This window comes from Litorihabitans aurantiacus (genome assembly GCF_030161595.1).
Classification (GTDB): Bacteria; Actinomycetota; Actinomycetes; order Actinomycetales; family Beutenbergiaceae; genus Litorihabitans; species Litorihabitans aurantiacus.
Genome location: NZ_BSUM01000001.1, coordinates 3032406 through 3045411, shown reverse-complemented (window position 1 = coordinate 3045411; position 13006 = coordinate 3032406). Strand labels below are relative to the sequence as shown.

At 70.8% G+C, this 13006-nt stretch carries 7 protein-coding genes and 1 pseudogene; 7 read left to right on the top strand and 1 reads right to left on the bottom strand.

The genetic code is table 11. The features are described 5' to 3' along the window. Positions 1-322: 322 nt before the first annotated feature. Positions 323-1516 (bottom strand): ROK family transcriptional regulator, encoded by a 1194-nt coding sequence (locus tag QQK22_RS14480; protein WP_284251668.1) that lies wholly within the window; start codon positions 1514-1516, stop codon positions 323-325. Between the two features lie 269 nt (positions 1517-1785). On the opposite strand from QQK22_RS14480, the gene QQK22_RS14475 reads away from it, so the two are divergent. From QQK22_RS14475 to QQK22_RS14450, 7 genes and pseudogenes are all read left to right on the top strand, one after another. Beyond that, on the top strand, positions 1786-3306 hold the full coding sequence (locus QQK22_RS14475; RefSeq protein WP_284251667.1) for a sugar ABC transporter ATP-binding protein: 1521 nt from the start codon (positions 1786-1788) through the stop codon (positions 3304-3306). Next, on the top strand, positions 3303-3443 hold the full coding sequence (locus QQK22_RS18925; RefSeq protein ID WP_348525601.1) for a hypothetical protein: 141 nt from the start codon (positions 3303-3305) through the stop codon (positions 3441-3443). The genes QQK22_RS14475 and QQK22_RS18925 overlap by 4 nt, the downstream gene beginning before the upstream one ends. Continuing rightward, the gene (locus tag QQK22_RS14470; RefSeq protein ID WP_348525600.1) at positions 3422-4339 is read left to right on the top strand and encodes an ABC transporter permease; all 918 of its coding nucleotides are present in this window, start codon (positions 3422-3424) and stop codon (positions 4337-4339) included. The genes QQK22_RS18925 and QQK22_RS14470 overlap by 22 nt, the downstream gene beginning before the upstream one ends. Positions 4340-4448: 109 nt before the next feature. Then, the gene (locus tag QQK22_RS14465) at positions 4449-5480 is read left to right on the top strand and encodes a substrate-binding domain-containing protein (RefSeq protein ID WP_284252773.1); all 1032 of its coding nucleotides are present in this window, start codon (positions 4449-4451) and stop codon (positions 5478-5480) included. A gap of 78 nt (positions 5481-5558) precedes the next feature. Beyond that, positions 5559-6760: pseudogene (locus QQK22_RS14460) on the top strand (Gfo/Idh/MocA family protein). Between the two features lie 89 nt (positions 6761-6849). Then, entirely contained in the window at positions 6850-7854 is a 1005-nt protein-coding gene (locus QQK22_RS14455; RefSeq protein WP_284251666.1) for a sugar phosphate isomerase/epimerase family protein, read from the top strand. 163 nt (positions 7855-8017) lie between these two features. Beyond that, positions 8018-12895: a PQQ-dependent sugar dehydrogenase gene (locus QQK22_RS14450; RefSeq protein ID WP_284251665.1), complete on the top strand. Its 4878-nt coding sequence runs from the start codon at positions 8018-8020 to the stop codon at positions 12893-12895. Positions 12896-13006 lie beyond the last annotated feature (111 nt).

Genomic DNA, 13006 nt, shown 5'->3' with positions numbered 1-13006 from the left:
GGGGGCGGCTGATCCGCTCCCGGCGGCCGAGCGGCGCCCGGCGACCTGCGGCGACACCGGCGGCCGGGGGTGGGGGAGCCGTGCCAGCCGCTCACAGCGGACACCCTCGGCACCCGATTGCCCTCGTGCCGCGGATCCGGTCCCTCGACCCGACAGCCCGTGAGCATGCGGAGCACTGCTGAATAAGCGCGATAGAGCAGCGACGCGCATTCTCGACGGGAGCGGGCGGCGGTGACGTCGGTCGAGCATGCGGAGGACTGCTGAATCAGCGCGATTCAGCAGTTGTGCGCATTCTCGGCGGGAGGAGCGGGAGCGGCGGGCGTCAGCCGGCGAGCGCGTCCACCGCGTCGACCGAGAGCATCTCGTCGACCGCCAGCATGCTCGCCCCCAGGATCCCGGCGGAGGCGCCGGTGCGCGAGGTGACGATGCGCAGGTGCTGCGTGGCCAGCGGCAGCGAGCGCTGGTAGACGACCTCGCGGATCCCCGCGATGAGGTGGTCTCCCGACTCCGACAGCACCCCGCCGATCACGATGAGCGACGGGTTGACCATGCTCACGCAGCTCGCGAGCACCGTCCCGATCAGGCGACCGGCCGAGCGCACCGCGTGCCGCGCGGGCAGGTTCCCGGCGCGGGCGAGGGCGACGACGTCGGTGCTCGTCTCCGCCTCGACACCCTGCTCGCGCAGCTCGGCGGCGAGCGCCCCGCCCCCGGCGACCGCCTCGAGGCAGCCCGTGTTGCCGCACCGGCAGGGCGTGGTGAGCTCGTTGTCGGGGTTGATGTGCCCGATGTCGCCCGCCGCGCCCTGGGCGCCCCGTCGCAGCGAGCCGTCGAGGATGAGGCCCGCACCGATACCGGTGGCGACCTTGACCACGAGCAGGTCCGCGACGTCGGGCCACGCGTGCCTGTGCTCGCCGAGCGCCATGAGATTCACGTCGTTGTCCACGAACGCGGGCACGCCCAGGTGCGCCGTCAGCATGCCGGGCACGTCGACGCCGTCCCACCCCGGCATGATCGGTGGGTTGATGGGCTGCCCCGTGGAGTGCTCCACGGGTCCGGGTAGACCGGCGCCCACGCACATGAGGTCGGCGACGTCGCGGCCCGCCTCGGCGATCAGCCGTCGGCCGGTCTCGGCGACCCACGCGAGCACGCGCTCGGGCCCGTCGGCGATGTCGAGCCGGTCTTCGCTGCTGGCCAGCACCTCGCCCGCGAGGTCGGTGACGCCCAGGCGCGCGTGCGTCGCGCCGAGGTCGACGGCGAGCACCACGCGCGAGGTGGGGTTGAAGGCGAACGACGTCGACGGTCGACCGCCCGTCGAGCTCGCCTCGCCCACGGGGGCGATGAGGCCGCTGGCGAGCAGGGCCTCGAGGCGGGAGGTGATGGTGGAGCGGGCGTGCCCGGTGAGGGTGGCGAGCTCGGTGCGCGTGCGTGGCCGGCCGTCCCGGAGGAGCTGGAAGAGCTCACCGGCACCGGCCGATCGCGTGACGATGCGCAGCCGCTCCGTCGTGTCCGTGGTCATGGACCCACCTCTCGTCCTCCACGGGGGTGACCCCCGCGGCGTCATCTTATGGCGCGCGCCGACGAAAGGCCCGTCGAGAACGGTTGTCGGACACCTGCCATCCACCCCTGACGCCGGGGCGTCGTTGCCTCCGACCCCCCAGTCGTGGTCGCGACTGTAGGGAAGGGTCGCGGTCGCCGTCCACGACGTGCGACCGGGGTCACGGGTTGAGACACGAACGTTACCTACTTATGTTGACACCCGCCACAACCCCTGATTAGTGTCGCCGTATGGTCACAGAGGACCCGCCAGCGGTGCTGCTGGAGATGAATGCGATCGTCAAGGAGTTCCCCGGAGTCCGGGCCCTCGACGGTGTCGATCTGCACGTCCGTCCGGGCGAGGTGCACTGCCTCCTCGGTCAGAACGGTGCGGGCAAGTCCACGCTGATCAAGACGCTCGCCGGTGCGCACCAGCCCACCGAGGGTGAGATCGTGTGGAAGGGCGAGGTCGTCCGGCTCACGTCCACCAAGGCCGCGCTCAAGCTCGGTATCGCCACGATCTTCCAGGAGCTCGACGTCGTCGACGGCCTGACCGTGGCCGAGAACATCTACCTCGGCAACGAGCTGTCCACGGGCGGCGTCCTCAAGCGCGGCGAGGCCAACCGCCGCGCCAAGGAGGTGCTCGCGCGCCTCGGCCACTCCGAGATCCGCCCCGGCCGCCTCGTGGGCTCGCTCTCGGCAGCCGGCAAGCAGGTCGTGCAGATGGCGCGCGCGCTGTCCCACGACGCGCAGCTGATCATCATGGACGAGCCCTCCGCGGTGCTCGACCAGGAGGAGGTCAAGCAGCTCTTCCGCGTGGTCAACACGCTGCGTCGCGACGGCGTCGCGATCGTCTACATCTCGCACCGCCTCGAGGAGATCCGCGAGATCGGCGACCGCATCACGGTCATCAAGGACGGGCGCACCGTCGCCACGTCCCTCCCCGTCGCGCAGACGCCGACGTCGGAGCTCATCTCCCTCATGACCGGCCGCGAGGTCGTCACGAACTTCGGCGGCGACGCCGTCGGCCCGCAGTCCGACGAGCCCGTCCTCGAGGTCACCGACCTCGCGCTGGCCGGCACGTTCGAGCCCGTCTCCTTCACGGTCCGCCCGGGCGAGGTGGTCGGTCTGGCCGGCCTCGTGGGCGCGGGCCGCTCCGAGATCCTCGAGACCCTCTACGGCGCCCGGCGCGCCACCGGCGGCACGGTCCGCGTCAAGGGCCACACCCTGCGCCGCGGCTCGGTCACCGACGCCGTGCGCCACGGCATCGGCCTCGCCCCCGAGGAGCGCAAGAGCCAGGGCCTGCTGCTCGACGAGCCGATCTACCGCAACATCACGCTGTCGACGTTCGGTCGCTTCGCGAAGAGCGGTCTCCTCGACGAGCGGGCCGAGCGCCGCGCCGCCAAGGAGCAGGCGGCCGCGCTCCAGCTCTCGCCGCCCGACGTCGAGCGCCACATCCGCACGCTGTCCGGCGGTAACCAGCAGAAGGCGATGCTGGCCCGCTGGCTCGTGCACGGCTGCGACGTGCTGCTGCTCGACGAGCCCACCCGCGGCGTCGACGTCGGCGCCCGCGCCGAGATCTACCAGCTGATCCGCGAGCTCACCCGGCGGGGCACCGCCGTCGTGCTCGTCTCCAGCGAGATCGAGGAAGTCCTCGGCCTCGCGGACCGCGTGATGGTCGTCGCCGACGGCAGCGTGGTCCACACCGGCCCCGCATCGCAGATCGACGAGCACCGCGTGCTCGACCTCGTCATGGAAGGAGCACACGCGTGAGCGACACGACCACCGCGCAGCCGGAGGCGCCCGTCGAGCAGACCGCCGGCGAGGCCACGCCGGCCCGCAAGGCGCGCCTCGGAGGGGGCTCGGGATCGGCCAGATGGTCGGCCTCGTGCTGGCCCTCGTCCTGCTGATCGTCATCGGGACGATCACCGCGGGCGACCGCTTCCTCAGCGTCCCCAATATGCTGGTGATCCTCCAGCAGGCGGCCGTCATCGGCGTCATCAGCGTCGGCATGACCTTCGTCATCACCGCCGGCGGCATCGACCTCTCCGTCGGTTCCGTCATGGGTCTGGCGACCGTCTGGGCCACCACGTGGGCCACGCAGAACATGGCCGGCCAGTTCCACTGGATCGTCATGGTCGGTACGGCGCTCGCCGTCGGAGCCGCGGCGGGACTCGTCAACGGCGTGCTCATCGCCTACGGGCGGGTGGTCGCGTTCATCGCGACGCTCGCCATGCTCGTGGCCGCCCGCGGCCTCGCGGAGGTCATCTCCGGCCGTCAGACGCAGATCGTGACCGACCAGGGCTTCATCTCGACCTTCCGCGGCAACCTGCTCGGCGTGCCGAAGATCGTCTGGATGTTTGCGATCGTCGCCGTCATCGGGTGGTTCGTGCTCAACCGGACGACCTTCGGGCGCCGCACGCTCGCGGTCGGCGGCAACCCCGAGGCCGCTCGCCTCGCGGGCATCAACGTCAAGCGCCACACGATGTGGGTCTTCGCCATCGCCGGTCTCACCGCGGGGGTCGCCGCGATCATGATGCTCGCCCGCACCACGGCCGGCTCCTCGAGCCACGGCAGCCTCTACGAGCTCGATGCGATCGCCGCCGTCGTCATCGGCGGCACGCTGCTCGCCGGCGGTCGCGGCACGATCGTCGGCACCGTCATCGGCGTCCTCGTCTTCCAGACCCTCACGAACGTCTTCGTGCAGAACAACCTCGACTCCTCGGTCCAGGCCGTGGCGAAGGGCGCGATCATCGTCGCCGCCGTGCTGCTCCAGCAGCGTTTCGCCACCGTCCGCCGCACGTAGCGTTCCCGCACCCACCGATTCCACCCCGTCCCGTCGACCCCCGCACCACCCCGCCCCACCACCCGCTTGCTTTCAAGGAGGAACGCATGTCCCGCACCACCCCCGTCGCCTGTGGGCGACCGTCGGCACCCTCGCCGCCTCGGCCCTCGTCCTGACGGCCTGCACCGGCAACGAGCCCCCGCCCCCCGCGACCGACCCGTCCGGCGGTGACTCCGCCCCGGCCGCCGGCGGCAACGACGAGCCCGGCGAGACCGTCACGATCGCCTTCTCCGGCCCGGCCGCCGGCCACGGCTGGATCGGCGCGATCACGCAGGGTGCGCAGGCCGAGGCCGACCGCTACTCCGACGTCGACTTCCGCCTCTCGGAGGGCACCGACGACGTCAACGCCCAGATCGCCCAGATCGAGCAGTTCATCAACGACGACGTCGACGCCATCGTGGTGCTGCCCTTCGACGGCGCCGCGCTGACCGAGGTCGCCACCGAGGCGATGGAGGCCGGCATCCCGGTCGTCAACGTCGACCGCGAGTTCTCCAGCCCGTTCGCCGCCCGCACCACGGTGCTGGGCGACAACTACGGCATGGGCGTCTCGGCCGGTCAGTACATCTGCGAGCAGCTCGGCGGTCAGTCCGACGCCGTCGTGGCCGAGATCGCCGGCATCGACTCGCTGCCGCTGACGCAGGACCGCAGCGCGGGCTTCGCCGACGCGCTGGGCGACTGCGGCCTCGAGGTCTCCAACCGCGTCGCGGCCGACTTCACGGTCGCGGGCGGCGAGGCCACGACCGCCAACCTGCTCCAGGCCGCGCCGGAGATCGACGCGATCTGGAACCACGACGACGACCAGGGCGTCGGCGTCCTGGCCGCCATCGAGAACGCCGGCCGCAGCGAGTTCTTCATGGTCGGCGGCGCCGGCTCGGCCAACATGATGCGCGAGATCCAGTCCGGCGACTCCGTCGTCGAGGCCACCGTGGTCTACCCCTCCACCCAGGCCGCCGACGGCGTCCGTCTCGCCCGTCTCCTCGCCCAGAACAAGGGCATGAGCGACCTCGTCCAGTTCGAGGTCCCGCGCGAGGTCCAGCTCTTCGCCCCCGTCGTCACGTCGGAGAACGTCGAGCAGTACCTGCCGATGGCCTTCGAGTCCTGATCCACCAGTGACGACCGCGGTGGGGGCTCGCGACGGCTCCGCCCCCGCGAGCCCCCACCGCACCGGAAGGACCCGAACATGACCGAGAAGCACACGGGTGAGCTGGGCGTCGCCCTCATCGGGCACGCGTTCATGGGCGCCACCCACTCCCACGCGTGGCGCACCGCGCCCCGCGTGTTCGACCTCCCGCTCGAGCCGCGCCGGCGCGTGGTGTGCGGGCGGGACGCCACGTCGACGGCGGAGGCCGCCACCCGGCTCGGCTGGGAGGACGCGGCCACGGACTGGCGCGAGGTGATCGCGCGCGACGACGTCGACGTCGTCGACATCTGCACCCCCGGCCACACCCACGCCGAGATCGCGATCGCGGCCCTCGAGGCGGGCAAGCACGTCCTGTGCGAGAAGCCGCTCGCGAACACGATCGACGAGGCCGAGCGGATGGCCGACGCCGCGGCGTCGGCATCCGCCCGCGGCATCCGTTCGATGGTGGGCTTCACCTACCGGCGCGTGCCCGCCATCCAGCTGGCCCGCCAGCTCGTGGCGGAGGGCCGGATCGGCGAGATCCGCCACGTGCGCGCGCAGTACCTCCAGGACTGGCTGATCGACCCCGAGGCCCCGCTCTCGTGGCGGCTGGACAAGAAGCTCGCCGGTTCCGGCGCGCTGGGTGACATCGGCTCCCACATCGTCGACCTCGTGCAGTTCATCAGCGACGAGCGCGTCACGAGCGTCACCGGTGCGCTGCGCACCTTCGTGACGGAGCGACCGGTCCAGACCGCCTCGGGCGGGTTCACCGGCACGGCCGGCACGGAGCGCGGCCCCGTCACGGTCGACGACGCCGCGGTCTTCCTCGGCGACCTCTCCGGCGGCGGTCTCGCCACCTTCGAGGCCACGCGGTTCGCGACCGGGCGCAAGAACGCCATCCGGCTCGAGATCAACGGTTCGCGCGGTTCGCTGAGCTTCGACTTCGAGGACATGAACGTCCTGCACTACCTCGACCTCGGCGACGACAGCCACGCATCCGGCTTCCGCCGCATCGTGGTCACCGAGCCGGAGCACCCCTACGTCGGCGCGTGGTGGCCCCCGGCCACGGGCTCGGGTACGAGCACGGCTTCACCCACCAGGTGGTCGACCTCGTGCGCGCGATCCACGACGGCGAGGAGCCCACCCCCAGCTTCGCGCAGGCGCTCGACGTGCAGCACGTGCTCGAGGCCGTGGAGACCAGCGCCCGCGGGGAGCGGGCGTGGGTCGAGGTGCGCAGCGGCGCCGTCGCCCTCGCGCACTGACCCACCCACCGACCCCGACCACCGGCACCGCCCGTCAGCACCACCCCCGCCCCACCCCGCCCGCGAGAACGACCTCCGGAAGGAACCCCATGCCCCGTCCCGTCACCCTGTTCACCGGCCAGTGGGCCGACCTGCCCTTCGAGGAGGTGGCCCGGCTCGCCGGCGAGTGGGGCTTCGACGGTCTCGAGATCGCCTCGTGGGGCGACCACCTCGACGTGTGGCGCGCGGCGGAGGACGACGACTACGTCGCCGACCGCCTCGCGATCCTGGAGAAGAACGGCCTCAAGGCCTGGACGATCTCCAACCACCTCAAGGGTCAGGCCGTCTGCGACGACCCGATCGACGCGCGCCACCGCGACATCCTCCCCGACCGCATCTGGGGCGACGGCGAGGCCGAGGGCGTGCGGCAGCGCGCCGCGGAGGAGCTCAAGATGACGGCGCGCGCGGCGGCGCGGCTCGGGGTGAAGACCGTCACGGGCTTCACCGGCTCGGCCATCTGGAAGTACGTCGCGATGTTCCCGCCCGTCTCCGACGAGCTGATCGAGGCGGGCTACCAGGACTTCGCCGACCGCTGGAACCCGATCCTCGACGTGTTCGAGGAGGTCGGCGTCCGCTTCGCGCTCGAGCCGCACCCCAGCGAGATCGCCTACGACTTCTGGACGACGCAGCGCACCCTCGAGGCGATCGGTCACCGCGAGTCGTTCGGACTGAACTGGGACCCGTCGCACATGGTGTGGCAGGACCTGGACCCGGTGGCGTTCCTGTGGGACTTCAAGGACAGGATCTACCACGTCCACTGCAAGGACACGAAGAAGCGCCTGACCAACGGCCGCAACGGTCGTCTCGGCTCCCACCTGCCGTGGGCCGACCCGCGCCGCGGCTGGGACTTCATCTCCACGGGCCGCGGCGACGTGCCGTGGGAGGACGCGTTCCGGATGCTCAACACCATCGGCTACACCGGCCCGCTGTCGGTGGAGTGGGAGGACGCCGGGATGGACCGCCTGATCGGCGCGCCCCAGGCGCTGGAGTTCGTGCGGACCCACGCCTTCGACCCGTCGGACGCCGCGTTCGACGCCGCGTTCTCGACCCGCTGAGCGCGTCCGGGGGCTGAGTCTTCTCGATCGCACACGCGGTCGAGCCGTCGGGGGCGGACAGGAAGGAGCAGCAGGGACCAACGCCCGAACAACCCGCCGTGGGGCCCACCTGACCGGGGCCGCCACGTCGCACAACGTTCGACGACGAAGGAAGTGCACTGTGATGAGAAGGAAGCTGCGAGCCGGTGTGCTCGCTGCAGCGGTGGGGGCGCTCGTACTGCCCCCCACCGCGGCGATGGCCCACCCGGGCCACGACCACGAGGCCCCCGTGGTGGCGGCCGACCCGACGGACCCCACCGACTGGGCCAACTACGAGCGCGTGCTCCTGGCCAAGGACGTGGGCGAGCCCATCGGGCTGAGCGTGCTGCCCGACCTGACCGTGCTGCACACGGCGCGCGACGGCGTCATCCGCCACACGGACCCGAGCACCGGTGCCACGACGCAGATCGCGGACATCGACGTCTACAACAACTCCGAGGACGGTCTCCAGAGCCTGGCGCTGGACCCCGACTTCGAGGAGAACGGGTGGATCTACCTGTTCTACGCCCCCCGGGTGATGAGCAACGACGAGGGCGAGAACTACCCCGAGACCACGCCCGAGGGGTCGGCCCCCACGTCGCTCCCCGAGGGTGAGGACGACTCCTACTGGGACATCTGGCGCGGCTACAACCAGCTGACGCGCGTCCAGTGGGACTTCGAGGCGCGCACCCTCGACCTGGACAACGAGGAGGTCATCCTCAAGGTCGAGGCCCAGCGCGGTCAGTGCTGCCACGTCGGCGGTGACATCGACTTCGACCTCGACGGCAACCTGCTGCTCGGCACGGGCGACAACACGCCCGCCAGCGCCCCCGGTGCCAACGGCTTCGCGCCGAACAACGACGCCCCCGGCATGAACCCGGGCGTCGACGCCCGTCGCGGCGCCGGCAACACCAACGACCTGCGCGGCGCGATCCTGCGCATCGCGGTGAACGACGACGCCAGCTACTCGATCCCCGAGGGCAACCTCTTCCCCGTGGGGACCGAGGGCACGCGCCCGGAGATCTACGTCGGCGGTCTGCGCAACCCGTTCCGGATGGCGGTCGACCCCGCCTCCGGCGCCCTGACGTGGGCCGACTACGGGCCGGACTCCGGCGTCGCGAGCGACGAGCGCGGTCCGATGGGCTACGTCGAGTGGCAGTCCACGACCGTCGCGATGAACGGCGGCTGGCCGTACTGCCACGGCCCCAACGCCAACTACAACGAGTGGGACTTCGAGAACTCCGCACCGCGCGAGTTCTTCGACTGCGAGGCCGGCGCGGTGAACAACTCGCGCTGGAACACCGGTCTCGAGACGCTCCCGCCGGCCACCGCGCCGCAGCTCTACTACGGCGACAACCCGGGTGACCAGCCGTTCGACGAGCTCGTCGAGTTCTCGCCCAACGGCGGCCAGGGCCCGATGGGCGGCCCGGTCTTCCGCTACGACGAGACGATCGAGAACCCCGGCCAGCTGCCCGAGTACTGGGACGGCAAGGCGTTCATGTACGAGTTCAGCCAGGACTACGTCGCCGCCATCAGCCTCGAGGGGCTCGGCACCGACGAGGGTGTGGACTGGGACGGCGCGGTCACCGAGATCGAGAACTTCATGCCCAACGAGGCTCTCGAGACCAACAACCAGCCGACGTGGTCCGGTCCGATCGACATGGAGATCGGCCCCGACGGCGCGATGTACGTGCTCGACTACGGCAAGGGCTTCTTCCGGCAGAACCCCGAGGCGGGCCTGTACCGCGTCGAGTGGGCTCCGGAGAACAAGTCCCCGGTCGCGATCGCGACGGCGGACCCGGCCTCCTCGGCCACGGCTCCCGTCACCGTCACGTTCGACGGTTCGCAGTCCTACGACCCGGAGGGCGAGGAGCTCACCTACGAGTGGGACTTCGACCGCGACGGGACGTTCGACGCCGAGGGCGTCTCCGCCCAGGAGACGTTCGAGCAGGTCGGCACCTACGCCGTCACGCTGCGCGTCACCGACCCGCAGGGCAAGTCCACCGCCACGAGCACCGTGGTGACGGTCGGCAACGAGGCGCCCGAGCTGACGCTGAACTACCCGGCCGACGGCGGGTTCTTCTCGTGGGGTGACGCCGTGCCGTACCGGTACACGGCCACCGACGCCGAGGACGGCGACGAGATCGTCTGCGAGAACCTGTCCTGGACCTTCGGTCTCGGGCACGACACGCACGCGCACCCGCTCGAGTCGCGGACCCAGACGTGCGAGGGCACGATGAACACCCCGGCCGACGCCGTCGAGCACGGTGAGACCGAGAAGCTGTACGGCGTCATCGTGGCGACGTACTTCGACAACGGCACGGACGAGGTCGACCCGGCACGCACCGAGGTCTCCACGGTCCTGAACGTGCGCGACCAGCAGGCCGAGCACAGCAACACGATCGCCGGCGCCGAGCGCGTCGCCGATCAGTCCGCGCAGGCCTTCCAGAAGGTCGTGTTCGGCGAGGGCGGCCAGCTGTCCTACACGCCGGTCAACTTCGTCGGCATCGACGGCGTGACCGCACGGGCGCAGGGCGAGGGCACGGTCGAGCTGCGCTGGGGCGCGGCGGACGCCGAGCCGTTCGCGACGGCGAGCATCGCCTCCGACGGGTGGGCCGACGTCGCGTTCACCGGCGCCGACGGTGGCGCGGTCGCGTTCCCGGAGGGCACCGGCGAGCTGTTCGTCACCGGCAGCGCCGGCCTCGAGCTCGACTCGTGGCTGGTGGACGGCGACGGCGTCACGCAGATCCCCGCGGGCGAGGAGCCGGACCCCATCCACATCCCTGTGGAGCAGGTCTCGATGGGCATGTACTCCCTCGGTCCGTGGACCGAGGAGGTCGGCCTCGAGCCGGTCCTCGAGCGCCTCGCGGAGATCGGCTACGAGAACGTCGAGCCGTACGGCGCGAACCTCGAGCCCTACGAGGCGTCGGAGTTCCGCGAGATCACCGACGACCTCGGTCTGAGCGTGCTCACCTCGCACTACAACACCGACGAGACCACGTTCGACGAGACGCTCGAGTACGTCTCCACGCTCGGTCAGCAGTGGGTCGGGTCCGGCGGGTTCGCCGCCCCCGGTCTGGACACGCTGCCGGACACGCTCGCGACGGCGGAGACGATGAACCGTCTCGGCGCCGCGTCGGTCGAGGCCGAGGTCGGGAAGTTCTTCGGCCACAACCACGCCTCGGAGTTCACGACCGTCTTCCCCGCCGGCGACCACGCCGACGAGGAGCTGTCCGCCTGGGAGATCCTGGCGCAGAACACCGACGAGGACCTGGTCACCTTCCAGCTCGACGTCGCGTGGGCCACTCACGCCGGCGTCGACGTCGTCGACCTGCTCGACGAGTACGGGGACCGCATCGAGCTGCTCCACATCAAGGACGCCACGAACCTCGGCGCCGCGACCGGTCCGTCCTTCGTCAACCTCGGTGAGGGCGACGTGCCGCTGCAGGCCATCCTGGCCAAGGCGCAGGAGGTCGGCGTGGAGCTCTACACGCTCGAGTACGACCGCACCCCCGACGGCGAGTCCTTCGCCACCGAGGGCTTCGAGTACATCACCGGCCTCCCGGCCGGCGGTGACGACGGCGACGGCGAGAACGTCCAGATCCCGGTGGAGCAGGTGTCCATGGGCATGTTCTCGCTGAACAACTGGGTCAACCAGGACGGCATCGTCCCGGTCATGGACCGTCTGTCGACGATCGGTTTCGAGAACATCGAGCCGTTCTCCCGGACGTTCGCGGGGCTGTCGGCGCAGGAGACGCGTGCGCTAGCCGACTCCTACGGGATCGCCATCCCGTCGGCGCACAACGGTGGGGCCGAGGTGACCGAGGCGCAGTTCCCGCAGACCCTCGAGAGGGCGACGGTGCTGGGTCAGCGGTACGTGGGCTCCGGCGGGTTCGCCGCTCCCGGGTTCGGTTCCTACGAGGACGTCCTGGCGACGGCGGAGACGATGGACCGCCTCGGTGCGGCCTCGGTGGCGAACGGGACCGGGAAGTTCTTCGGTCACAACCACGCGGTCGAGTTCGCCACGATGTTCGAGCACGAGGGCGAGACCCGCTCGGCGTGGGAGATCCTGGTCATGGAGACCGACCCCGAGCTCGTCACCTTCCAGGTGGACGTGGCCTGGGCCGAGCACGCCGACGTCGACGTGGTGGAGCTGCTCGCCGAGCACGGTGAGCGGATCGACCTGCTGCACATCAAGGACGCGACCGGCGTGGGCGGGTACGACCCCGAGACGAACCCGCGCCCGACCTTCGTCAACCTGGGCGAGGGCGAGGTGCCGCTGCAGGAGATCCTGGCCGAGGCGGTGGAGCAGGACGTCGACCTGTTCGTGATGGAGTACGACGGGTCCCCGGCCAACGACGTGTTCGCCGCCGAGGGCTTCGAGTACCTCACCGGCGTCGAGGCCGGCGATCCCACGCCGGTGCCGTTCGTGGACGTGCCGATCGGGATGCAGTTCTTCTCCGACATCTCGTGGCTGTTCGACAACGGCATCTCCACGGGTTGGGAGACCGAGGCGGGGCGTGAGTTCCGACCGGTGACCCCGATCGCGCGTGACGCCATGGCGGCGTTCCTCTACCGCCAGTCCAACTCCCCGGAGTTCACCGCGCCGACCACGTCGCCGTTCACGGACGTGAGCACGGACAACCAGTTCTACAAGGAGATCGCCTGGCTGCACGCCGAGGGGATCTCCACGGGCTGGGACAACGGGGACGGGACGTTCTCGTTCCGTCCGCTGGAGCCGATCAACCGTGACGCGATGGCGGCGTTCCTGTACCGGATGGCCGACAGCCCGGAGTTCACGGGGCCGGCGGTCTCACCGTTCACGGACATCACGCCGGAGACGCAGTACTACGACGAGATCACCTGGCTCGTCGCGGAGGGCATCTCCACGGGGTGGCTCGGGAACGACGGGACGGCGATCTACCGCCCGGTGAACCCGATCAACCGTGACGCGATGGCGGCGTTCCTGCACCGCTACGACGACGCGGGCTTCAGCAACGTCGGCGGCAACACCGACAGCTGACACCCCCAGCGTCACCAGCACCACAGCACGACGCGCACGACGACGCCGCCCCCGGCAGGTCACCCGACCAGCCGGGGGCGGCGCCGCGCTCACACCTTCCTTCGAGACATA

Coding starts and splice junctions, on each gene's coding strand:
- QQK22_RS14480 (WP_284251668.1), bottom strand. CDS start 1,516: ATGACCACGGACACGACGGAGCGGCTGCGCATCGTCACGCGATCGGCC.
- QQK22_RS14475 (WP_284251667.1), top strand. CDS start 1,786: ATGGTCACAGAGGACCCGCCAGCGGTGCTGCTGGAGATGAATGCGATC.
- QQK22_RS14455 (WP_284251666.1), top strand. CDS start 6,850: ATGCCCCGTCCCGTCACCCTGTTCACCGGCCAGTGGGCCGACCTGCCC.
- QQK22_RS14450 (WP_284251665.1), top strand. CDS start 8,018: ATGAGAAGGAAGCTGCGAGCCGGTGTGCTCGCTGCAGCGGTGGGGGCG.